The 24961-nt window shown below is 73.3% G+C and carries 8 protein-coding genes and 2 pseudogenes; 7 read left to right on the top strand and 3 right to left on the bottom strand.

The features are described 5' to 3' along the window. The first annotated feature begins 7 nt into the window (after positions 1-7). From ACFVYE_RS17875 to ACFVYE_RS17865, 3 genes are read left to right on the top strand one after another with little or no spacing between them, the layout of a single operon-like run. Positions 8-18238 (top strand): non-ribosomal peptide synthase/polyketide synthase, encoded by an 18231-nt coding sequence (locus tag ACFVYE_RS17875; protein WP_389606263.1) that lies wholly within the window; start codon positions 8-10, stop codon positions 18236-18238. Then, the gene (ccrA, locus tag ACFVYE_RS17870) at positions 18238-19482 is read left to right on the top strand and encodes a crotonyl-CoA carboxylase/reductase (protein ID WP_389606261.1); all 1245 of its coding nucleotides are present in this window, start codon (positions 18238-18240) and stop codon (positions 19480-19482) included. Before ACFVYE_RS17875 ends, ccrA begins: the two co-directional genes overlap by 1 nt. Continuing rightward, a complete protein-coding gene (locus ACFVYE_RS17865) occupies positions 19479-20432 on the top strand; it encodes a TIGR03621 family F420-dependent LLM class oxidoreductase (protein ID WP_383974303.1) in 954 nt (317 codons plus the stop codon). Before ccrA ends, ACFVYE_RS17865 begins: the two co-directional genes overlap by 4 nt. Before the next feature lie 12 nt (positions 20433-20444). Here the strand turns inward: ACFVYE_RS17865 and desII are convergent, their stop codons facing one another. Both desII and ACFVYE_RS17855 read right to left on the bottom strand, forming a co-directional pair. Beyond that, complete coding sequence (gene desII / locus ACFVYE_RS17860; protein ID WP_383974306.1) at positions 20445-21902, bottom strand: dTDP-4-amino-4,6-dideoxy-D-glucose ammonia-lyase; 1458 nt, start codon at positions 21900-21902, stop codon at positions 20445-20447. Beyond that, complete coding sequence (locus ACFVYE_RS17855) at positions 21899-23104, bottom strand: aminotransferase class I/II-fold pyridoxal phosphate-dependent enzyme (RefSeq protein WP_383974309.1); 1206 nt, start codon at positions 23102-23104, stop codon at positions 21899-21901. Before ACFVYE_RS17855 ends, desII begins: the two co-directional genes overlap by 4 nt. Before the next feature lie 243 nt (positions 23105-23347). Here ACFVYE_RS17855 and ACFVYE_RS17850 point away from each other — a divergent pair, with 243 nt between their 5' ends. The 4 genes and pseudogenes from ACFVYE_RS17850 to ACFVYE_RS17835 all read left to right on the top strand — a co-directional run. Further along, a complete protein-coding gene (locus ACFVYE_RS17850) occupies positions 23348-23560 on the top strand; it encodes an MbtH family protein (protein WP_114248261.1) in 213 nt (70 codons plus the stop codon). After that, positions 23557-24432 (top strand): hypothetical protein, encoded by an 876-nt coding sequence (locus tag ACFVYE_RS17845; protein WP_389606258.1) that lies wholly within the window; start codon positions 23557-23559, stop codon positions 24430-24432. Before ACFVYE_RS17850 ends, ACFVYE_RS17845 begins: the two co-directional genes overlap by 4 nt. Then, positions 24329-24580 (top strand): annotated as a pseudogene (locus ACFVYE_RS17840) (sugar phosphate nucleotidyltransferase); the annotation flags it as partial. The gene ACFVYE_RS17845 and the pseudogene ACFVYE_RS17840, both read left to right, overlap by 104 nt. Before the next feature lie 26 nt (positions 24581-24606). Continuing rightward, positions 24607-24783 (top strand): annotated as a pseudogene (locus ACFVYE_RS17835) (sugar phosphate nucleotidyltransferase); the annotation flags it as partial. Here the strand turns inward: ACFVYE_RS17835 and ACFVYE_RS17830 are convergent. Next, complete coding sequence (locus tag ACFVYE_RS17830) at positions 24753-24902, bottom strand: hypothetical protein (protein ID WP_383974314.1); 150 nt, start codon at positions 24900-24902, stop codon at positions 24753-24755. The pseudogene ACFVYE_RS17835 and the gene ACFVYE_RS17830 sit on opposite strands and share 31 nt — an antisense overlap. Positions 24903-24961 lie beyond the last annotated feature (59 nt).

Here is a 24961-nt window from a genome sequence, read left to right as displayed (position 1 = left end):
ACGACAAGTGACCCGCAAGACACGTTCCGGCGATGTCCGGCCCGCACTCGACGACGTACTGCCCCTGACCTCCCTGCAGGAAGGCCTGCTCTTCCACTCCCTGTACGACGACCGGCGGCCGGACGTGTACACCGTCCAGCTCGCCGTGGGCCTGGCCGGACCCCTGGACGCCGAGCGGCTGCACGACGCCGCCCGCGCGCTGCTGCGCCGCCACTCCAACCTCCGCGCCGGGTTCCGGATGACCGGGTCGGGCAAGGCGGTCCAGTACATCCCCACGGACACCGAACCGCACTGGCGGGAGACGGACCTGACCGGCCTCGCCCCCGACCGGCGCGCGGCCGCACTCGACGCACTGCGCGAGGAGCAGCGCACCACCCGCTTCGACCTCGACCGGCCGCCGCTCACCCGCTTCCTGCTGGTCCAGGAGGAACCGGAGCTGCACCGCCTGGTCGTCACCAACCACCACATCCTGATGGACGGCTGGTCCGGCCCGCTGCTGCTGCGCGACCTGATGGCACTGTACGAGCACCGGGGCGACACCGCGCGGCTGCCGGCCGTCACCCCCTACCGCACCTTCCTGGGCTGGCTGGCCGGACAGGACACCGAGAGCGGGCTACGCGCCTGGAGCGCGGCGCTGGAAGGGCTCCAGGCGCCGACGCTGCTGGCCCCCCGGGGCGAGACAGCGCCCCCGGTCCGGCCCGAGCAGCTCACCGTGGAGCTGCCGGACCGGCTCGGTGAGGCGCTCCAGCGTCAGGCGGCCGCCCACGCAGTGACCCTGAACACCGTGGTCCAGGCCGTCTGGGCGCTGCTCCTCGGTCGGCTGACCGGCCGGGACGACGTGGTGTTCGGGGCCACGGTCTCCGTCCGGCCGCCGGAGGTCCCCGGCGTACAGGGCATGGTGGGCCTGTTCATCAACACCGTGCCCGTCCGCATCCGGTTGCGGCCCGCCGAGACCTTCGCCGGCCTCCTCACCCGGGTGCAGCGCGAACAGACGCTACTGATGGACCATCAGCACATCGGGCTCGGCGACATCCAGCGGACGGCCGGCCTGGGCAACCTCTTCGACACCACCGTGGTGACCGAGAACTTTCTGGTGGAGCGGGAGTCGCTGGAGCGCGCCGTGGCCGGCGTGCGGCTGACCTCCGCCGACGGGCACGACGCCACGCACTACACCCTCGGTCTGATAGCCGCGCGCTCCGGCGAACGCCTGGAACTGCGCCTGGAGCACCGCCCGGACGCCTACCCGCGCGCCGCCGCCGAGGCCCTCATGCGGCGCTTCAGGCTGCTGCTCGAAGCGCTCGCCTACACCCCCGACCTGCCCACGGGCCGGGTCGGTGTGCTCAGTGCCGACGAACGCCGCGTCCTGCTCGACGAGTTCAACGACACCGCGTCCCCGCTGTCCGGCGACTGTCTCGTCGACATCTTCCAGCGGCGGGCCGCGCGGACCCCCACGGCCGCGGCCGTCGTGCACGACGGCGAGAGCACCGACTACGCCGGGCTCAACGCCCGTGCCAACCGGCTCGCCCGGCACCTGATGGGCCTCGGCATCGGCGCCGAGGACGTCGTGGCCCTCGCCCTGCCCCGCTCCACGCGGACCGTCGCCGCCCTGCTCGCCGTGCTCAAGACCGGTGCCGCGTATCTGCCGGTCGACCTCGACGACCCGGCGGACCGCGTCGCCGGGCTCCTCGCCGACGCCCGCCCCGCCCTGCTGCTCACCGAGTCGGGGCCGCTGCGGCGGCTGCCCGCCACCGACGTCCCCGTCACCCTCCTCGACGACCCGGACACGGCCGAGGCCCTCGGCCGGTGCGCGGCCACGGACCCCGGACCGGCGGAGCTCCTGCGTCCCGTGCACCCGGACCACGCCGCCTACGTGCACTACACCTCGGGCTCGACCGGTACGCCCAAGGGCGTCGTCGTGCCCCGCGGCGCCCTCGCCAACCTCTTCCTCAGCCACCGGGAACACGTCTTCGCGCCCGCCGCGGCCGGCGCCGGGCGGGAACGGCTGCGGGTCGCCCACACTGCCGGTCTCTCCTCCGACGCGCTCTGGCCGCCCCTGCTGTGGATGATCGCCGGACACGAGCTGCACTTGGTCCCCGACGACGTGCGACGCGACGCCCAGGCGCTGTGCCGGTACGTCGCCGAACACCGCGCCGACATCGTCGACGTCACCCCCACCTATGCCCAACTCCTTTTGTCCCAGGGGATCCTGGAGTCCGGCCTGCGGGGCGTCATGGTCGGCGGAGAGCAGGTCGGCGAGGGCCTGTGGAACGACCTGCGGGCCGCAGGCGTCGTGGGCAGGAACTTCTACGGGCCCACCGAGACGACCGTCGACTCCCTCGTCGCCTCGCTCCAGGACGACGAACGGCCCGTCATCGGACGCCCCGTCGGCAACACCCGGGTGTACGTGCTCGACGGCGGGCTCCAGCCGGTGCCGCCGGGCACCGGCGGCGAGCTCTACATCGCCGGCGCCGGACTGGCCCGCGGCTATCTGGGCCGCGCGGCGCAGACCGCGGGACGGTTCGTCGCGGACCCGTTCGGCGGCCCGGGCGAGCGCATCTACCGGACCGGGGACCTGGTGCGCCAGCGCGCCGACGGCGTGGTGGAGTACCTCGGACGCACCGATGAGCAGGTCAAGATCCGCGGCTTCCGCGTCGAGTTGGGCGAGGTCGAGGAGACCCTGCGGGAACTGGGCGACCTGGCCCAGGTCGCGGTCGTGGTCCACGAGGTGACCCCCGGCGACCGGCGGCTGGTCGGCTACGCCGTGCCGCGCCCCGGTGCCGTGCTCGACCCCGACGCGCTGCGCCGGGCCGCCGCCGCGGCGCTGCCCGCCCACATGGTCCCGGCCGCCGTCATGGCCCTGGACGCCCTCCCGCAGCTTGCCACGGGCAAGGTGGACCGCAAGGCCCTGCCGGCACCGGAGTTGACCGGCAGCCGCGACGCCCGCGGCCCGCGCGACCCGCGGGAGGAAGTGCTGTGCGGCCTGTTCGCCGAGGTCCTCGGCGTGGCACGGGTCGGTGTCGACGAGGGCTTCTTCGACCTGGGCGGGCACTCGCTGTCCGCGACCCGTCTGGTGAGCCGGATCCGGGCGACGCTCGGTACCGAGCTGCCGGTCCGCGCGCTCTTCGAGGCGCCGACGGTGGCCGCGCTCGCGGAGCGGCTCACGCACGCCGACGAGCGGCCGGCCGAGCCCGTGGTGCCGGTGGCACGGCCCGAGGTGGTGCCGCTGTCGTCCGCCCAGCGCCGGATGTGGTTCCTCAACCGGCTCGGCGGCCAGGCCTCCGCGTACAACATCCCGGTGGCCGTGCGGCTCCGCGGGGATCTGGACCGAGGAGCGCTGCGCGCCGCGCTCGCCGACGTCGTGGCCCGGCACGAGGCGTTGCGGACGCTCTTCCAGGAGACCGGCGGTGAGCCGCACCAGGTGGTCCTCGACGCCGCGGATGCCGTCCCCGCGCTCGACGTGGTCGAGACGGACGAGACAGGGCTGGCCCGGGAGATGTCCGAGTGCATCGGCCGGGGCTTCGACCTGGCCGGCGAACTCCCGCTGCGCGCCCGGCTCGTCGCCCTTGCGCCACGCGAGCACGTACTGGTCCTGGTCACCCACCACATCGTCAGCGACGGCTGGTCGTCGGCACCGCTCGCCAGGGACCTCGGGACGGCCTACACCGCGCGGTGCGAGGGACGTGCCCCCGCATGGCGCCCCCTGCCCGTCCAGTACGCCGACTACACGCTCTGGCAGCACCGGCACCTGGGTGCGGAGGACGACGAGGACAGCCGGATCAGCCGTCAGCTCGCCCACTGGACCGAGACCCTGCGGGACCTCCCGGACAGCCTGGACCTGCCCTTCGACCGGCCCCGGCGCACGGCCGAGGGAACGCCGGGCCGCACCGTGCGCTTCACGCTCGGCGCGGAGCTCCACGGCCGCATGGCCGCCCTCGCCCGGGCCCGCGGTGCGACCGTCTTCATGACGCTTCAGGCCGGTCTGGCCGCACTCCTGTCCCGGCTGGGCGCGGGAGACGACATCCCGATCGGCGCCCCGATCGCCGGGCGCACGGACGAGGCGACCGAGGACCTCGTCGGCCTGTTCCTGAACACCCTCGTCCTGCGGACGGACACCAGCGGCGACCCGAACTTCCGGGAGCTGATGGACCGGGTGCGCGCCGTCGACCTGGCGGCCTACGCGCACCAGGACCTGCCGTTCGAGCGGCTCGTGGAGGTGCTCAAGCCCGATCGCGTCCCGGGCCGCAACCCGCTCTTCCAGGTGTCGCTCACCCTGGACAACGCCCCCGACGCGCACCTGGCGCTGCCCGGCCTGGAGGTGGCCCCGGAGCCGCTGTCTGGCGCGGCGGTCAAGCTCGACCTGCTGTTCAACCTCCGTGAGCGGCGCGGCGCCGACGGCAGCCCCGGCGGCATCGAGGGCATCGCGCAGTACAACGCGGACCTGTTCGACCACGCCACCGTGGAAACCCTCATGGAGCGTCTGGAGCGGCTGCTGCGCGCCGCCGTGGCCCAGCCCGGCCGCCCCCTCAGCGGCCTCGACCTGCTCGACTCCGGCGAGCGCACCCGGCTCCTCGCCGAATGGGGCACGGGGGAGGGCGGCCACCCGGATGCGGACCCGTCCGCGCTGCTCCCCGCCCTCTTCGAGCGGCAGGTGTACCGGACGCCGGACGCGCCCGCGGTCACCGACGGCGATACCGCGCTCTCGTACGCGGAACTGAACGCCCGAGCCAACAGGCTGGCCCGGCTGCTGATCGACCAGGGCGCGGGCCCCGAGCGGCTGGTGGCCGTGGCGCTGCCCCGGTGCACCGATCTGGTCGTCACCCTGCTCGCGGTGCTGAAGTCCGGTGCCGGCTACCTCCCCGTGGAACCGGACCTCCCCGCCGACCGGGTCGCCGCCATGCTGGCCGACGCCCGGCCCGTCCAGGTGGTCACCGGCAGCGGCGTCGCCGCCCCGCTGCCGGCCACCGCGATCCGGCTGGACGCGCCCGCGACCCGGGCCGCGCTGGCCGCCTGCCCGGCGGACGACCCGGACGACGGCGACCGGACGGCACCGCTCACCCCGCGCCACCCGGCCTACGTCATCTACACCTCCGGAACCACCGGCCGCCCCAAGGGCGTGGTGATCGAGCACCGCTCCCTGCGCGAGTACCTCGGCTGGGCCGCCGCCCGTCATCCGGGCACGCGCGGTGTGACGGCGGTGCACTCGCCCGTCTCCTTCGACCTGACGGTCACAGCGCTGTACACGCCCCTGGTGTCCGGCGGCTGCGTACGCATCGTCGACCTCTTCGGCGCCTCGGGTCCGGGGCCCGAGGTGACGCCCGAGCCCGGCTTCGCCTCCTTCATGAAGATCACGCCGAGCCATCTTCCGCTGCTGTCCGCCCTCGACGACGGCTTCTCCCCCTCGGAGGAACTCGTCGTCGGCGGCGAGGCGCTGACCGGCCGTGACCTCGAGCGGTGGCGGCGCCGCCATCCCGGGGCCACCGTCGTCAACGCCTACGGACCCACCGAGTCCACCGTCAACTGCACCGAGTTCCGGGTGGCGCCCGGCGACGCCCTGCCCGACGGGAACGTCCCCATCGGCAGGCCACGGGGCAACTGCCGGGTCCTGGTCCTCGACGACGCACTCCAGCCCGTGCCCGCGGGAACCGTGGGACAGCTGTACCTCGCCGGACCGCAGCTCGCGCGCGGCTATCTGGGCCGGCCCGCGCTGACTGCCGAGCGGTTCGTCGCCGACCCCCTCGGCGGCCCCGGCGAGCGCGTGTACCGGACCGGCGACCTGGTGCGCTGGCGCGCCGACGGAAACCTGGAGTTCGTCGGCCGGGCCGACGACCAGGTCAAGATCCGCGGATTCCGCGTCGAACTCGGCGAGATCGAGGCCGCGCTCGCCACGCACCCCACGGTCGGCCAGGCCGTGGCGACGGTGCGCGAGGACCGCCCCGGGGACAAGCGGCTGGTGGCGTACTGCGTGCCCGCCGACGCCGACGCCGACGCCGACGCCGGCGCCGGGGCAGGGAAGCACGGGACGCCGGACCCGGCCGCACTGCGCCGGTTCGTCGCCGGACACCTGCCGGAGTACATGGTCCCCGCGGCGATCGTGGTCCTCCCCGAGCTGCCGCTGACCGCCAACCGCAAGCTGGACCGCGCCGCCCTGCCCGCGCCGCGCCACGGTGCGGCGGAGCAGGCCCAGGGGCAGCGCACCCCGCACGAGGACATCCTCCGTGGCCTGTTCGCGGACGTCCTGGGCACCGACGAGGTCGGCCCGGACGACAGCTTCTTCGCACTCGGCGGCCACTCGCTCCTCGCGATCCGGCTCCTGAGCCGGATCCGCCGGGACTTCTCCGTGCAACTGGGCATCCGCACCCTCTTCGAGACGCCCACCCCGGCGGGCCTCGCCGAGGCGGTGCGCGGCTCCGGCTCGGGACCGCGCCCGGCGCTCGCCCCCGCCGACCGACCCGACCCGCTGCCGCTGTCGTACGCCCAGCGCCGGCAGTGGTTCATCAACCGGCTCGACCCGGACAGCCCGCTCTACAACCTGCCGATCGTGCTGCGGCTGCACGGACCGCTGGACCGGGCGGCCCTGGACGCCGCGCTGGCCGACGTGGTGACCCGCCACGAGAGCCTGCGCACCGTCTTCCCCGAGCGGGACGGCGAACCCGGTCAGCGGATCCTCGACCCCGCGTCCCTGGCCGGCCGGCTGCTGCGCACCGTCGCGGTGACCGAGGCCGACCTCGGCGAAACCGTCGCCGGGGCCGCCCGGGAGGGCTTCGACCTGACGGTGCGCCCGCCGCTGCACACGACCCTCCTCGAACTGGGTGAGCACGACCACGTGCTCGTCCTGGTCCTGCACCACATCGCGGGCGACGCGATGTCGATGCGCCCGCTCGGCGCGGACCTGTCCGCCGCGTACGCGGCGCGCCGGGAGGGCGGGGCCCCGCGGTGGGAGCCGCTGCCGGTCCAGTACGCCGACTACACGCTCTGGCAGCGCGAGGTACTCGGCGACGAGAGCGACCAGGACAGTGAGCTGTCCATCCAACTCGCCTACTGGAAGCAGAAGTTGGCGGAACTGCCCGAGGAGCTCGCGCTGCCCGCCGACCGGCCGCGCCCCGCCACTGGGCCCCAGCGGGGAGCGCGGCTCCGCTTCTCCTGTGACGCCGCCCTGCACCGGCGGCTCCTTGAGCTGGCCCGCGCAACCGGCACCAGCCTGTTCATGGTCGTTCAGGCGGCGTTCGTGACCGTGCTCAGCAAGACCGGCGCCGGTGACGACATCCCGATCGGTACCCCCATCACCGGACGGTCCGACGGGGCCCTGGACGACCTGGTCGGCTTCTTCCTCAACACCCTGGTGCTGCGCACCGACACCTCGGGCGACCCGACCTTCCGTGGGCTGCTCGCGCGGGTCAGGGAAACCGACCTCGCCGCGTACGACCACCAGGAGCTGCCGTTCGAGCGGCTGGTGGAGGAGCTGAACCCGCCGCGTTCGCTCGCCCGTCACCCCCTCTTCCAGGTGGCCCTGACCGTGCAGAGCGGCGGCGGCGCGCAGCTGGCGCTGCCGGGCATCGAGGTCGAGGCCGTGTCGAACGAGACACTGTGGGCGCGCTTCGACCTGTCCCTGGCCCTGGGCGAACTGCGCGACCCCGACGGCGCGCCCGACGGGCTCGACGGCGTTGCCGAGTACTCCGCCGAGCTCTTCGATGCCTCGACGGTCGAGTCGCTGCTGCGGCGCCTGGAGCGGGTGCTCGTCGCGGTGACGGACGACCCCGGCATCCGGCTCGGCGCCCTCGACGTCCTCGACCCGGCCGAGCGGCACGAACTCCTGGTGACCCGCAACGACACCGCGCACCCGGTCCCGCAGGCCCCGGTGCACCGGCTCGTCGAGGCCCAGGCCCGCCGGGCCCCGGCGGCGGTCGCCGTGACGGACAATCAGGTGACGCTTACATACGCCGAGTTGGATGAACGGGCAAACGGCGTGGCGTGCCTGCTCGCCGCGCGGGGCGTGGGGCCGGAGTCGGTGGTGGCGCTCGCCGTGCCGCGGTCCGTGGACGCGGTCGTGGCGATGCTGGCGGTGTCCAAGACCGGTGCGGCGTTCCTGCCGGTGGACGTGGACTTCCCCGCGGAACGCGTGCGTCTCGTCCTCCAGGACGCCGCCCCTGTGCTGGTGCTCGCGACACGGGAGACGGCGGCGAAGCTGCCCGCCGGGCCGGCCGTCCCCACGGTCCTGATCGAGGACACGAGGCCGGTCCCCGAGTGGGCGGCCGCGGTGCCGGCCCTGCCGGAGAATCCCGCGTACATCCTCTACACCTCGGGCTCCACCGGCCGCCCCAAGGGCGTTGTGATCCCGCACGCCGCGCTGTGCAACTTCCTGGCCTCGATGGGCGAGTTGGTGCCGCTGGCGCCGCACGACCGCTGGCTGGCCGTGACGACCTTCGGCTTCGACATCTGTCTGCTGGAGGTCTTCCTGCCGCTGGTCTCGGGAGCGACCGTGCTGGTCGCCGGGCGCGACGTCGTCCGCGATCCCGCGGAGCTGGCCCGCCGGCTGCGTGTTGACGGCGCCACGGTGATGCAGGCGACGCCGAGCCTGTGGCGGACGCTGCTCGACGCCGCCCCGGACGCCGCCGACGGGCTGCGCGTGCTGGTCGGCGGAGAGGCCCTGGACGACGTCCTCGCGGCCCGGCTCGCGGACCGGGCGCTGTCCGTACGGAACATGTACGGCCCGACGGAGACCACCATCTGGTCGACCTCCGCCCCCGTGGTGCCCGGTGGTTCCGTGGTGGTGGGTGGTCCTTTGTGGAATACGCGGGTGTATGTGCTGGATGGTGGTTTGGGTGTGGTGCCGTTCGGTGTGGTGGGTGAGTTGTATGTGGGTGGTGCGGGGGTGGGTCGGGGTTATGTGGGGCGGCCTGGTGTGACGGCTGGGCGGTTTGTGGCGGATCCGTTCGGGGGTGTGGGGGAGCGGTTGTATCGGACGGGGGATTTGGTGCGGTGGACGGTGTCGGGGTTGGAGTTCGTGGGGCGTGTGGATGGTCTGGTGACGGTGCGGGGGTTTCGGGTGGAGTTGGGTGAGGTGGAGTCGGCGTTGCGGGGGGTTGTGGGTGTGTCGGGTGCGGTGGCGTCGGTGGTGGTGGGTCCGGATGGTGGGGGGCGGTTGGTTGGGTTTGTGACGGGTGGGGTGGATCCGGTGGTGGTGCGTGGTGTGGTGGCGGGGGTGTTGCCGGGGTATGCGGTGCCGTCGGTGGTGGTGGGGTTGGCTGAGTTGCCGTTGACGCCGAACGGGAAGGTGGATCGGGGGGCGTTGCCGGTGCCGTTGGTGTCGGGTGGGGTGGGGCGTGGTCCGCGGTCTGCGGGTGAGGAGATTTTGTGTGGTTTGTTTGCCGAGGTTCTGGGTGTGGGGGTGGTGGGGCCGGAGGACGACTTTTTTGCTTTGGGTGGGCATTCGTTGTTGGCGACGCGGTTGGTGTCGCGGGTGCGGGGTGTGTTTGGGGTTGAGGTGCCGGTGCGGGCGGTGTTCGAGGCGCCGTCGGTGGCGGGTCTGGTGGGGTGGGTCGAGTCGGGTGTGGTGAGTGGGCGTGCGGGGGTGGTGGTGCGGGAGCGTCCGGAGACGGTTCCGTTGTCGTACGCCCAACGACGCCTGTGGGTCCTCGGCAAGCTGGCCGACACCGGCCCCCTCTACCACATCTCCCTGGCGGCCCGGATGCACGGCGCCCTGGACCGGAACGCCCTGGAGGGCGCGCTCGCCGACGTGGTGGCCCGCCACGAGAGCCTGCGCACGGTCTACCCCGAAGCGGACGGTGTGCCGCACCAAGTGGTCCTGGACCCCGACGCCGCGCGCCCGCGCCTCGGCGTCCTGGAGGTCCGGCCCGAGGAGGCGGACCGGGCGGTCGGCGCCGTCGGCGCCGAGCCCTTCGACCTGGCCGCCGAGCCTCCGCTGCGGGCGAGGCTGCTCGCGCTCGGGCCGGAGAGTCACCTGCTGGTCCTGGTCCTCCATCACATCGCCGGTGACGCCGGTTCGGTGCGGCCGCTGGTACGGGACCTGTCCACCGCCTACGCGGCACGCCGGGCGGGCGAGGTCCCGCAGTGGCAGCCGCTGCCGGTCCAGTACGCCGACTACACGCTCTGGCAGCGCCAGATACTCGGCGACGACGGCGACCCGGACAGCGAACTGAACCGTCAACTCTCCTACTGGCGGCAGAAGTTGGCGAACCTCCCCGAGGAGATGACACTGCCCGCCGACCGCCCGCGCCCCGCGGAGGCCCGGCACGAGGGCGGCGTCGTCCCCTTCGAGGTGGACCCGGAACTGCACCAGAAGCTGCGGGACCTGGCCCGCGCGCACGGTGCGACGCCGTACATGGTGCTGCACGCCGCGCTCGGCGCGCTGCTGACCCGCCTCGGCGCCGGAACGGACCTGCCCATCGGTGCCGCCGTGTCCGGGCGCGGCGACGAGTCCCTCGACGACCTCGTCGGCTTCTTCGTCAACACCCTGGTGCTGCGCACAGACACCTCGGGCGACCCGACCTTCGACGAACTCCTCGACCGGGTAAGGGAGTCGGACCTCGCCGCCTACGCCCACCAGGACGTCTCCTTCGACCGGCTGGTCGAGGAGATCAACCCGGCGCGCTCCCTCGCCCGGCACCCCCTCTTCCAGGTCATGCTCGTCCTGGACAACTTCACCCGGCCCGAGACCGGACTCGACGGACTGAGCGGCAAGGACCCGGCGGGCGACGCCACGGCCGCCGCCGTGGAGCCGCCGCGCGAGGCGCCCGGCCGGGCCAAGTTCGACCTGTCCGTACGCCTGGTGGAGCAGGCCACCGACGGGGAAGCGGCGGGCCTGGCCGGATCGGTCGCCTACGCGCGCGATCTCTTCGACCGGTCCACGGTCGCGGCGATCGCGGAACGGTTCGTCCGGCTGCTGCGTGCCGTGGTCACCGACCCCGGCCGGCCCATCGGCGAGGCGGAGATCCTGGGCGAGGCCGAGCGCGACCGGCTGCTGCGTGGCTGGAACGACACCGAACGCCCGCTGCCCGCGCTGCTCCTGCCGCAGCTGTTCGAGGAGCAGGTCGCGCGCACCCCGGACGCCCCGGCCGTCATCTGCGGCGCGGACACCGTGTCGTACGCGGAGCTCGACGCCCGCGCCAACCGGGTGGCCCGGCTCCTGGTCGAGCGCGGCGCGGGACCCGAGAGCGTGGTCGCCCTGATGGTGCCGCGCTCCGTGGAGATGATCGTCGCCGTCCTGGCCGCGCTGAAGTCCGGCGCCGCGTACCTGCCGGTGGACAGCGAGTACCCTGCCGACCGGATCGGCTACATGCTCGACGACGCGCGTCCGGTCCTCGCCGTGACCACCCGGGCGACCGCGGACCGTCTGCCGTCCGCCTTCGGCCGGATCGTCCTCGACGACCCGGCCACCGCCGAGGAGCTGTCGCGCCGTTCTGCGGCCGACCTCACCGACGCCGACCGGCGGGCCCCGCTCACCCCGCGCACTCCCGCCTACGTGATCTACACGTCCGGCTCCACCGGCCGGCCCAAGGGTGTGGTCGTGGAGCACCGCTCCGTCCCGAACATCGTGCTGGCCAGGATCGGGGCGTACGGCATGGGGCCGGGCAGCCGGGCGCTGCAGTTCGCCTCGCTCAGCTTCGACGCGGCCGTGTCCGAAATCTGCACACCGCTGTGCGCGGGAGCCTGCCTCGTGCTGGGCCCCGCCGACATGCTCGACCAGGCCGACCGGCTTCCCACGCTGATCCGGCAATACGGGGTGACGCACGCGACGCTGCCGCCCGCGATCCTCGCCCAGCTCCCCGACGACAGCCTGCCCTCCGTGGTGAACCTGGTCATCGCGGGCGAGGCGGCGCTGGCGTCCCTGGTGCCCAAGTGGGCCGCCGGACGCCGGATGTTCAACGCGTACGGCCCCACCGAGACCACCGTCTCGTGCACCATGGCCGGGCCGCTGCCGGCCGTGCCGGGCGTGCCGCCGATCGGCGGGCCGCTGCCGAACGCCCGCGTGTACGTCCTCGACGACGCGCTGCGGCCCGTCCCGGTCGGCGTGCCCGGAGAGCTGTACGTGTCCGGCCTCGGCGTGGCCCGCGGCTATCTGGGGCGTACGCCACTGACCGCGGAACGCTTCGTGGCGGATCCCTACGGCCCCGCCGGAAGCCGCATGTACCGCACAGGTGACCTGGCGCGCCGGCGGGCCGACGGCCGGCTGGAGTTCGCCGGCCGCGCGGACGACCAGGTGAAGATCCGCGGCTTCAGGATCGAACTGGGCGAGATCCAGAGCGCGTTGACGTCCTGCCCCGAGGTGGGCCGGGCCGTCGCCGTCGTACGGGAGGACCAGCCCGGCCGCAGGCGGCTGGTCGGCTATGTGACCCCGGCGCCGGGCACCGACACCGAGGCCGACACCGAGCGGATCCGCGCCCGGCTCGCCGAGCTCCTGCCCGAGCACATGGTGCCGACGGCGGTGGTGGTGCTCGACCGCATACCCCTGACCGTGAACGGCAAGGTGGACCATGCGGCCCTGCCCGCGGTCCGGCAGGTCGCGGCCGACACCGCACGCCGCCCCGGCGACCCCCGGGAGGAACTGCTCTGCCAGGTGGTCTCGGACGTGCTCGCGCTACCCCGGATCGGCGTCGACGAGAACTTCTTCGCCCTGGGTGGCGACAGCATCAGCGCGCTCCAGGTCGCCAGCCGGGCACGCGCCGCCGGACTGGTCGTCACCCCCAGGGACCTGTTCCGGCACCAGACCGTGGCCGAACTCGCCGCGGCCGTACGCGAGTCCGCGCCCCAGGACCACCGGCGTCGCGACGACGGCGTCGGCGCCGTACCGGCGACCCCCGTCATGCGCTGGCTCGCCCAGCGGCGCGGCCCGGTCGCGCACCTCAACCAGTCGGTCCTGCTGACGGTGCCCGCACTGGGACTCGATGCACTCGTCGCCGCCGTGCAGAGCCTGCTCGACCACCACGACGCGCTGCGCGCCACCCTGGTCGGCGGCGCCACCAAGGTCACCTGGGGCCTGAAGGTCGCCCCGAGCGGCGACGTCCCTGCGCGGGAGCGCGTGCGGCGGGTGGACATCACCGCTCACCCGGACGGCTCCCCGGAGCTCGCCGCCCTGGTCGCCCGGGAGGGCGAGGCCGCGCGGGACCGCCTGGACCCGGAGTCCGGGTCGATGTTCCAGGTGGTGTGGTTCGACTCGGGGCCCGAACGCCCGGGGCGACTGCTGCTGATCGCCCACCACCTGGTTGTCGACGGGGTGTCCTGGCGCATCCTGGTGCCCGACCTGGCCCAGGCGTGGCGGACCGCCGCGGCCGGCGGCGAACCCCGGCTCGCCCCGGTGGGCACCTCGCTTCGGCGCTGGTCCCAGCTCCTCCTCGCCGAGGGCCAGGACCCGGAACGCGCCGCCGAACTGGACCTGTGGACCGGCATGCTGGACGGCGACGACCCCCGCATCGGCGCCGGGGCGCTCAGGCCCGCCCGGGACACCCGGGGGACGGCCGAGTACCTGACCGCCACCCTGCCCGCCGACCTCACCGGCACGCTGCTCACCTCCGTACCGGAGACGTTCCAGGTCCGCATGAACGACATCCTGCTGACCGGGCTCGCACTCGCCGTCGCCGACTGGCGGGAGCGGCACGGCTGGGGCAGCGACCGCACTGTCCTGCTGGACGTGGAGGGCCACGGCCGGGAGGAGATCGCCGACGAGATCGACCTCTCCCGCACCGTCGGTTGGTTCACCAGCGTGTTCCCGCTGCGGCTCGACCCGGGAGAGCCGGACCCGGGCCGGGTGCCGGCAGGGGAGCCCGCGGTGGTCGACGCCCTCAAGCGGATTAAGAGCCGCCTGAGGGAACTCCCCGACAACGGGCTGGGATTCGGACTGCTGCGCTACCTCAACCCGGACACGGCCGGCGTCCTCGCCCCGTACGGCTCCCCGCAGATCGGCTTCAACTACCTGGGCCGGATGAACGGCGGCGCCCTCGACGGCGAGAGCCCGGCGCCCACCGAGTGGTCGGTCAGCACGGACCTCGCCGCCGGCGTCGACCCGTCCGACGGCGACCTGCCGTTCGCCCACGCCCTCGAACTGGCGGCGGCCGTCCGGGACCTGGCCGACGGGCCCCGGCTGAGCGTCAGCTGTGCCTGGCCCGCCGCGCTGTTCCCCGCCGAGGAGGTCCAGGACCTGCTCGACACCTGGCTGCGGGTGCTGCGCGCCCTGGCCGACCGGGCCGGGCGGCCGGGCGCCGGCGGACTCGTCCCCGCCGACCTGCCGCTCGTCTCCGTCACCCAGGAGGAGATCGACGCCTGGGAGGCCGAGCCGGACGGCGTCGAGGACGTCCTGCCGCTCTCGCCGCTCCAGGAAGGACTGTTCTTCCACGCCCTGTTCGCGGGCACCGGCCCCGACGTCTACACCATGCAGACCACGCTCGACCTGACAGGCCCGCTGGACGCCACGGCGCTGCGGGCCGCCGGGCAGGGCGTCCTGGACCGCCACCCCAACCTGCGGGCCGGGTTCCGCCACCGCGGCGGGGGCGACAGCGTCCAGATCGTCCCCCGGCAGGTCGAACTGCCCTGGACGGAGGTGGACCTGTCCGGGCTCGACGAGCCCGCCAGAGCGGCCGAGTCGGCACGGCTGACCGATGACGCCCGCACCCAGCGGTTCGATCTCGGCCGGCCGCCGCTGATCCGGTTCACCCTGATCAGGCTCGGCGAGGACAGACACCGGCTGCTGATCCTCAAGCACCACATCCTGCTCGACGGCTGGTCGGTGCCGCTGTTCATGCGCGACCTGTTCGCGCTCTACCGGCACGGCGACCAGGGCGCGCTGCCGTCGGTCGTCCCGTACCGCGGCTATCTCGACTGGCTGTCGCGGCAGGACCGCGCGGCGACCGAGGCGGCCTGGCGCGAAGCCCTGGCCGGTGTCTCGGAGCCCACGCTCCTGGCGGGTGCCGAGCCGAGCCCGCCGACCGAGATGCCCCGCAATGTCGTCCGTGACCTGCCCGCCTCGCTCACCACGGTGCTCCAGGAGCAGGCGGCACGGTCCGCGACCACCGTCAACACGTTCCTGCAGGGGGCGTGGGCGGTGCTGGCCGGCCGGCTGCTCGGCCGCGACGACGTGGTCTTCGGGACCACGGTCTCCGGCCGCCCGCCGGAGATACCCGGCATCGAGTCCATACTCGGCCTGTTCATCAACACCATCCCGGTCCGGGTCCGGCTGAGGCTCGGCGAGACCTGGCAGGAGCTGACGGCCCGCATCCAGCGCGAGCAGACCGCGCTCAGCGCCCATCACCAGCTCGGACTCGCCCGCATCCAGCAGCTGGCCGGCGCCGGCGAACTCTTCGACGCGCTGGTGGTCTACGAGAACTTCCCCGCGCCCACCTCCGGGGCGTCGACGGACACCGGGCTGAGCGCCAAGGCCAGGGAGGGCCGCGCGGCGGCGCACTACCCGCTCGCCCTGATCGCCAACATGACACCGACGGGACTGCGGCTGCGCCTGGACTACCGGCCCGAGCTCCTCGCCCACGAGCGGGTCGAGGAGCTCCTGGACCGCCTCGTACGCGTCCTGGAACAGGTTGTCGGCGACCCGCGGCGGCCCGTCGGGCGGATCGACGTCCTCGATCCGGCCGAGCGGCGACAGCTCCTGGACGGCTGGAACGGCGACGCGTTCACGCCGGCCGCCGCCCGGCCCGCCACGATTCCCGGCCGGTTCGCCGACGCCGTGGCCCAAGGGCCCGAGGACACGGCGATCCGCCACCTCGACCAGCGGCTCACCTACCGTGAGCTGGACGAGCGCGCCAACCGGCTTGCGCGGCTCCTCGGCCAGCTGGGGGTGGGCCGGGAGACCCGTGTGGCGGTGCTCCTCGACCGGGGCGTCGACCTCGTCGTCGCCGTCCTCGCCGTCCTCAAGGCCGGTGCCGTGTACGTACCGCTGGAGCCCGACACCCCGGAGCTGCGCCAGCAACTGCTTGTCTCCGAGACCGCCGCGCCCGTTCTGCTCACCCACGAGGGACTCACGCCCGCGTGGACCGCCGGGCCCGACGCGGGGGTGCGGGTCGTCGCGGTCGACAGCGACCCCCGGGTGTCCGGCCAGGACGTCACCGCGCCGCACGTCGACGTGGCACCCGACCAACTGGCCTACGTCATCTACACCTCCGGATCCACCGGCACCCCCAAGGGCGTCGCCGTCACCCACCAGAACGTGGTGGAACTCGCGGCGGACCGCTGGTGGGGCCTCGACAGCCGCCGCAGGGTGCTCTTCCACTCGCCGCACGCCTGGGACGCCTCCACGCTGGAGTGGTGGGTGCCGCTGCTCAACCACGGGGAGATCGTGGTCGCCCCGCCGGGCAAGCTCGACCTGGACGCCCTCGCTGCCCTCGTGGTCGAGGAGCGCGTCACCGGCCTGTGGGCCTCCGGAGGTCTGTTCCGGCTGCTCGCCGAGGAACACCCGGAGTGCTTCGCGGCCCTGAGCGAGGTGCGCACCGGCGGCGACGTGGTCCCCGCGGACGCGGTGCGCAGGGCACTGCGCGCCTGCCCGGACACGGTGGTCACCGCCGGGTACGGGCCGACCGAGACCACGGTGTTCTCCACCCGGCACTCGATGCGCGCGGGCGACCCGGTGCCGGAGAGCGTGCCCATCGGCCACCCGCTGGACGGCACCCGGGCCTACGTCCTCAGCCCGGGCCTCGAACCCGTGCCGGTGGGCGTCGTCGGCGAGCTGTACCTGGCGGGCTCCGGGGTGTCGCGCGGCTACGAGAACAACCCGGCCATGACGGCCGAGCGCTTCGTCGCCGACCTCTACGGCCCGCCCGGCACGCGCATGTACCGCACCGGCGACCTCGTCCGCCGGCGCGCGGACGGGCTCATGGAGTTCGCCGGGCGCGCCGACGAGCAGGTCAAGCTGCGCGGATTCCGGGTGGAGCTGCGCGAGGTGGAGGTCGCCGTCACCGGCCACCCCGGGATCGGACAGGCGGTCGCGCTGGTCCGGGAGGACCGCCCGGGCGACAAGCGCCTGGTCGCGTACGTGGTGCCGGACGCCGGCTCGCCGGCCCCCGACCTGGCCGCCCTGCGGGAGCGGCTGGCCGGTCTGCTGCCGGAGTTCATGGTGCCGTCCGCCTTTGTCGTCCTCGACCGGCTGCCGCTGACCGACAACACCAAGCTGGACCGTGCGGCGCTGCCCGCGCCCGACCACCGGGCCGAGCGCACTCGCCCGCCGCGCACCCCTCAAGAAGAGGTGCTGTGCGGTCTGTTCGCCGACGCGCTCGGCGTGCCCGAGGTCGGCCTCGACGACGACTTCTTCATGTTGGGCGGCAACTCGCTGACGGCCGCGGCGCTCGTCAGCCGCATCCGCGCCACCCTGGGATCCGGGCTGAGTGTGCAGGCGCTGTTCACCGCGCCCAACGTCGCGGCGCTGGCGCGTCGGCTGGAGCCGGACACCGGCCCCGACGAGCACGGCGGCCTGGAGGTACTGCTGCCACTGCGGACCACCGGAGACGAGGCCCCGGTCTTCTGTTTCCACGCCGGCGGCGGACTGAGCTGGCGGTACGCCGGACTGCTGCGGCACCTGCCGTCCGAGCACCCGGTGTACGGACTGCAGGCCCGCGCCTACAGCACGCCCGGCTACCGGCCGACCGGCGTCGAGGAGATCGCCGCGGACTTCGTCGAGCAGATCAGGAAGGTACGGCCCACCGGCCCCTACCACCTGCTCGGCTGGTCCTTCGGCGGACTTGTCGCCCACGCCGTGGCCGCGCGGCTCCAGGAGGACGGCGACGAGGTCGCCACGCTCGCCCTGCTCGACGCCTACCCGGTCGAGGCGGGCACCGCGCCGCCTGCGGCGGCCGGCGACGGCGGCGAACTGCTGCGTGCCCTGCTGGAAGTGACGCACGCGGCGCCTTCCTCGCCCGGCACCGAAGCCATCACCCGTCAGGAGGCGGCCGCGGCGCTGCGTGCCCTCGGCAACCCGCTCATGGAACTGCTCGCCGACCGGCTCGACACGGTCCTGGAGACCTTCGAGGACCACGTGGACCTTCGGCACGCGTTCGTCCCGCGGGTGTTCCGCGGGGACGCGCTGCTCTTCGCTGCCCTGCCCGACGGCGCCGGCGCCGGCGCCCAAAGCCGGGCCGAGCGCTGGCAGCCGTACGTCGAGGGACGGGTGCACGCCCACGGGGTGCGCTGCACCCACGAACACATGATGGATCCGGAGCCGCTCGCCGAAATCGGGCGGATCGTCACCGCGCGGCTGCGTCGCACCGAGAAGGGAACGGACGGCTGATGGGCCAGGACATCTACGAGATCGGTGAGATACCGCCGCTGGGGGAGGTGCCGCGTTACATGCACGCGGCCATGATCCGGCAGGAGCGCTACGGCGCGCCCGCCGACGCCATACGCATCGAGCAGACCGAGGTGCCGCCGGTCGGCCGGGGCCAGATCCTGCTCCTGGTGATGGCGGCCGGGGTCAACTACAACGGCGTGTGGGCCGCGCTCGGCGCGCCCGCCGACGTCATCGCGGCCCGCCGCAAGCAGGGCGATCCGCACGACTTCCACATCGCGGGCTCCGAAGGGGCCGGGGTGGTGTGGGCGGTCGGCGAGGGCGTCACCCAGTACCGCGTCGGCGACGAGGTGATCGTGGGCGGGGTCCGCTGGGACGAGTCCGCCCCCGACATCCGGCTCGGCACCGACCCCACCGCCTCCCGGTCGCAGCGCGCCTGGGGCTATGAGCTCAACTACGGTTCCTTCGCCCAGTTCACGGTCGTCGACGAGTACCAGTGCCACCCGAAGCCGCAGCGGCTGACCTGGGAGGAGGCCGGCTGCTTCCTCGGCGGCGGCTCCACCTCGTACCGCATGCTGACCAACTGGCACCCGCACCATGTGCGGCCCGGTGATCCGGTGCTGATCTGGGGCGGCTCCGGCGGCCTCGGATCGATGGCCATCCAGATCGTCAACCACTTCGGCGGGATCCCCGTCGCGGTCGTTTCCGACGACGCCAAGCGGGACCACTGCATGCGGCTCGGCGCCCACGGGGTGGTCAACCGGAGTGAGTTCACCCACTGGGGCGACCTGCCCGGCCCCGACGACACCGCGGCCTACGGCGCGTGGCTGGACGGCGCGCGCTCCTTCGGCCGGCGGATCTGGGAGGTGCTCGGCGAGCGCCGGTCACCGCGCATCGTCCTCGAACACCCGGGCCGGGACACGCTCGCCACGTCGGTGTACGTCTGCGACAACGCCGGCATGGTGGTGACCTGCGCGGGCACCAGCGGCTACATGGGCCACATCGACCTGCGCTTCGTGTGGATGTTCCAGAAGCGGCTCCAGGGCTCGCACGCGGCCAACGTGCGCGAGACCCGGGCGATCATTGACCTGGTGGCGGCCGGACGCGTCGATCCCTGCCTGAGCGAGACCGTGCCCTTCGAGGAGATCGGCCGGGCCCATCAGCAGGTGTACGAGAACCGGCATGCGGCGGGCAACACCGCGGTGCTCGTGAACGCCCCGGGCCCCGGCCTGACGGGCATGCCGTGACCGGCGGACCGCCGGCCGGACGGCACCCGTTCCGGTTCGGTGTGTACGCGGGGGCGCTCTCCGGCATCGGCGCCCTGCGCGCGCTGGCGGTGGGCTCCGAGGAGGCGGGCTACGCGTCCCTGCTCGTCCCCGACCACCTGGACGAGCGCTGGTCGCCCGTGGTCTCGCTGGCCCTCGCGGCCGGCTGGACCTCACGGATCGCCCTGGGCACCCTGATGCTCGCCGCCGACCTGAGACGCCCCGCCGTGCTGTTCAAGGACCTGGCCACGCTCGACCAGGCGGCACCGGGGCGCCTGGAGATCGGCCTCGGCGCCGGCTGGTATCCCCCCGACTTCGCCCGCGCCGGCATCCCCATGGACCCTCCCGGCATCCGCATCGAACGGCTGGCGGAGACCGCGCACATCCTCAAGGAGCTCTGGGAGAAGGGGGCGATCTCGTACGAGGGTCGCCACTGCTCGGCCGTCGACGCGATCGGCGCGCCACGGCCTGGCCCGGCCGCCTGGGTCATGGGAGGGGGTGGCCCCCGGATGCTGCGGACCGCCGTGGAGCACGCGGACATCGTGTCGCTGACCGCGCGGCTCTCCTCCGGCCGCCGTGACAAGCCGCTCGGCGACAACGCCCGCGCCGAGCGGTTCGACGAACGGGTTTGCTGGGTGCGGGAGTTCGCGGCCGCGGCCGGCCGGACCTCCGTCCCGGAGCTGCAGTGCCTGCTCATCGACGCCGCGGTCGTCACCGACTCCGAGGAGTACGCCACGCGCGAGCTGGCCCCCCGCTTCGGCCTGCCGCCCGGCGAGGTCCTGGACTCGCCCGTGGTCCTCGCGGGCACCGTCGACGAGATCTGCGCGCGGCTGCGGGACCGCCGCGAGCGGTTCGGGATCAGCTACTGGGTGCTGCCCGCGGCACGGTGGGAGGAGTTCGTGCCGGTCGTGGAGCGGCTGACCGGCACATGAGCCCTGCCTCCGTCAGCGCAGCAGCCCGCGGTGCGCCGCCCAGCCCGCGGCGATGTCGGCCTCCAGCTGGTTCAGCCGCGCCGTGACCACCTGGTCGAAGCCGTCCATGAAGTACTCGTCACCGGCGCGCGGGGCCACCGAGGCGCGGGCCGTGACGAAGTCCCCGACCAGGTCGAGGAGTGAACGGCCCGGCCCCACCCGCCCGGCGATGTAGCGGTCGGCGCCCTTCAAACCGGGGAAGCCCGCCTCGCGGTACAGGTACACGTCGCCCAGCACGTCGACCTGGACCGCGATCTGCGGATGTGCCCGCGGCCGCATCGTCTCCGGCCGGATGCGCACCAACTCCGCCTCGGTGCCCGACTTGAGGGCGTGCAGGGCGTAGCCGTAGTCGACCCGCAGGGTGGGGGCCAGGCGCCGGGCCTTCTCCTCGAAGGCGAGCAGGATGTCCTGGAGTTCGGTGCGCTCGGCCGCCGAGAGCGCCCCGTCCGGCCGTGCGCTGTAGTCCTCGCGCAGGTTCAGGAAGTCCACGGGCCTGCCGGGGGCGGCGGCGTTCAGCTCGGCGACGAAGTCCAGCACGTCGAGCAGCCGCCGGGCGCGCCCCGGCAGGATGATGTGGTTCAGCCCGAGCCGCACGGGCGTCTCGCGCTCGGCCCGCAGCCGCTGGAAACGCAGCAGGTTCGCCCGCACACGGCCGAAGGCCCGCCGCTTCCCGGTGGTGGCCTCGTACTCCTCGTCGGACACCCCGTACAGCGAGGTGCGGACGGCGCCGAGGTCCCACAGTCCCGGCTGGCGCTCCAGCGTCTGCTCGGTGAGGGCGAAGGAGTTGGTGTACAGCGTCATGGGGAAGCCGCGCCCCGCGGCCCGCCGCACCAGGTCGCCGAGCCCGGGATTGGTGAGCGGCTCCAGGCCGCCGGAGACGTACAGGGACTCGGGGGAGCCGGCGGGCAGTTCGTCGATGACCGAGGCCAGCGCCGCGTTGCCGTCCGCCAGCGCGGAGGCCGGATAGCGCGCCCCCGTCACCCGTACGCAGAAGTGGCACCGGAACATGCAGCTCGGCCCGGGGTACAGGCCGACGATGTGCGGATAGGCGGGCCTGCCCTCCAGGACCGCGTCGAACACCCCGCGCCGCTCCAGCGGCAGCACGGTGTTGGACCAGTACTGGCCGGACGGGCCCGCGGTCACCGCGTCCCGGAGTTCGGGAAGCCGCCCGAAGAGGTCGAGGAGCCGCCGGAAGTGGTCCGTGTCCAGGGCGAGTTCGCGCCGTACCTCCTCCAGCGGCGTGAACGGTCGGTTGCCGTAGTGCCGTGCCAGGGCGACGAGTCGACCGGCGGCGGTGTCCGCCTCGTCCGGTGGGCAGTGGCGGCGCTCCGTCAGCAGGTGCCGCACGGCCGCCGCCGCCGAGTCCGGGTCGTGGCCGGGGGTCGCACAGTGTGCCACCGCCCCGGTACGCGGATCGAGTGCCGACGTCATGTGGGTCGTCCCTTCATCTGCTGCCAACGGGAGGTCACTTCATCGCTGCGGGAGACGACCAGCCGCAGTACGTCGCAGATCCTGCGGATGCTCTCGCGCGTCACGGCCGAACCGGTGGGCAGAGCCAGCACGCGCCCGGCGAGCCGTTCGGTGTGCGGGAGCCGGAAGGTGCGGCCGGACCGGTAGGGCTCCAGTTCATGGCAGGCGGGGGAGAAGTACGGCTTCGCCATGATGTGTTCGGCCTGCAGGATCTCCAGGACGAGGTCCCGGTCGACGCCCGCCACGGACTCGTCGATCTCGATGATCACGTACTGGTAGTTGCGTGACTCCGACGGGTCGTGCGGCACCAGCCGCAGCCCGGGGATTGCGTCCAGCCCCGCGGCGTAGGCGTCGAAGTTCGACCGGTTGTGGGCGACGGCCCGTTCGAATCCGTCGAGCGAGGTCAGCGCCATGGCCGCGGCGGCCTCGCTCATCTTGCCGTTGGTGCCGCCCGCCGGACTGCCGCCCCCCGGTCCCATACCGAAGTTGCGCAGGCTGCGCAGCCGCCCGGCCAGGGCGTCGTCGTCGGTGACGATCGCGCCGCCCTCGAACCCGGCCACCACCTTGGTCGGGTGGAAGGAGAAGACCGACGCGTTGCCGAAGGAGGCGACCGGCCGTCCGTCGAGGGTGCAGCCGATGGCGTGAGCCGCGTCGAAGAAGAGCGGAAGCCCGTGGTCGACGGCGACCTTCTCCAGTTCCGGGGCCGGGCACGTCCGGCCCCACAGGTGCACGCCGAGGATCGCCGAGGTGAGCGGGCCGACCGCCTCGGCCGCGAGGACGGGATCCAGCTGACCGGTCTGCGGGTCGACGTCCACGAACACCGGGTCGAGGCCGACCCAGCGCGCGGCGTGCGCGGTCGCGGCGAACGTGAGCGAGGGCATGATCACCTCACCGCTGAGCTCCAGCGCATGGCAGAGCATCTGGAGCGCGACCGTCGCGTTGCAGGTGGCGACGGAGTTGCGCACACCGGCGAGCTCGGCGGTCCTGGCCTCGAATTCCACGGCCAGCGGGCCGCTGTTGGAGAGCCACTGGTTGTCCAGTGCCCAGTTGAGGCGGTCGAACAGACGGTCACGGTCGACCGTGTTGGGGGAGCCGACGTACAAGGGCCGCAGAAAGGCGTGCACTCCACCGAATATCGCGAGATCGCCTGTGGTCAGTTTCACAACGCTCCCCTGTATATTCGCCTATTCATTCCGCGCGGTAGCGGTCGCATGATTCCGGAATGGGCGGCAGAGCCTTCAGATAACCAACTCCCTTGCCAGAGCGTTATGTTGGCAGAAGAGTCGATGAATTGCGACGGCAGTTTCGCGTACAGGTCGGGTACAGCCGATCCGTGCCCGTATCGTGCACCATTCGAATTCCATGACTCTCGCGATTTCAGGACACCGACCCAAGGGAGTGCCCGCATGACGAACCCGTTCGAGAATCCTGACGGCCGGTATGTTGTGCTGGTCAATCACGAGGACCAGCACTCGCTCTGGCCGGTCTTCGCGGAGGTACCGGCCGGCTGGACGGTCGCCCACCCGGAGGACAGCCGCCAGGCCTGCCTCGACTACATCGAGGAGCACTGGACCGACATGCGGCCCAAGAGCCTCGTCGAGCAGATGGGGGGCCGATGACCGGGTCCGGGGAAGGGGCGGTCCAGGCCCTGCCGAGCCGCACGGTCACCGGCTGGAGCGGCGACGCCGACTACTTCGGCTTCCCCGAGCACTGCGAGTTCCGCCCCGAGCTGGTCGTCGACGTCCTGCGCGGCCGCCGCGCGGGCGTCATCTTCCGGGGCATGGTCGCGCGGGACGTCTGCGCCGAACTCGCCGCCCGGTTCTGGGACAGCCCGGACCGGGAGCGGCGCAGCACCGAGGCCCCCAGCCACCACCTCGGCGCGTACCACTACCACAAGACGACCGAGCACTACCTGGACGAGTCCGAGCGCGGCGCCGCGGCCCTCGACAAGGTGCTCGACCTGCCCGACGACCCGCTGACCACCTTCTACACGGGCCTGGCCGAGGAGCTCGCCCCCGAGGGCGTGGACGTGCGCCTGGCCCGCCATCAGGGGCGCAGCGCGTCCCGCGGCCTGCTGCGCTCCTGGCACGGCGACGGCAGGTACGCCCTGGACCCGCACGAGGACCGCTCCCAGTGCACCGAGCCCCGGCAGGCGGACTTCGAGATCCAGCGGGTGGTCGACCACGAGGTCTGCGCCCTCAACATCTGCCTGGAGAAGGGCGACGGCGGTCGGCTGCTGGTGTGGAACATCCAGCCGGACGACGCGTCCAAGCGGCGGATGGGCCTGCACCACACGGGCTCCCCGTATCCGACCCAGACCCTGGACGGCATCGAGTGCCGGTGGATCGACGTCCACCCGGGAGACGTCTACGTCTTCAACGGCTCCCATGTGCACGCCGTGGAGCCCAACTCCGACCCCGGCAGCAGGCGCACCACGTTGGCGGGGATCTTCGGGTTCATCGACGACGGCACAGTGGTCTCATGGACGTGACCGCCCGGCACCGACGCGGCGGGGAGAACCACGGGTGAAGGCCCTCGTCCTCGCGGGCGGCACGGGCACCCGGCTGCGGCCGATCACCCACTCGACCGCCAAGCAGCCGGTCCCGTTCGCCGGCAGGCCCGTGCTCTGCCACGTCCTGGAAGACGTGGCGGACAGGGAGACCACGTCGTCGGCGTGTACCTGTTCACCCCGGCGGTCCACGGGGCGGTGCGCGCCATCTCCCCGTCCTGGCGCCGCGAGCCGGAGAACACCCACGCCGCCCAGTGGCTGACCGACCGGGGCGCCGACATCCGCTCCACGGCCCACTCCGGCTACTGGAAGGACACCGGCAACATCGCGGACTGGGCGCGACGGAGTTCGTGCGCACCAATGTCCTCGGCACGCAGATGCTGCTTGAGGCCGCGCTCCGGAAGGACTTCGACACCGGGCTCGCCGAGACGGTCCAGTGGTACCGCGACCACCGCACCCTGATGGGAGCCGCCCGTCCGGCGTGCCGCACCGTGAAGGCGGCGTGCCGCAC

This window comes from Streptomyces sp. NPDC058239, assembly GCF_042882185.1.
Classification (GTDB): Bacteria; Actinomycetota; Actinomycetes; order Streptomycetales; family Streptomycetaceae; genus Streptomyces.
Note: the sequence above shows the minus strand (reverse complement) of the source record. Positions and strands in the feature narration are given on the sequence as shown.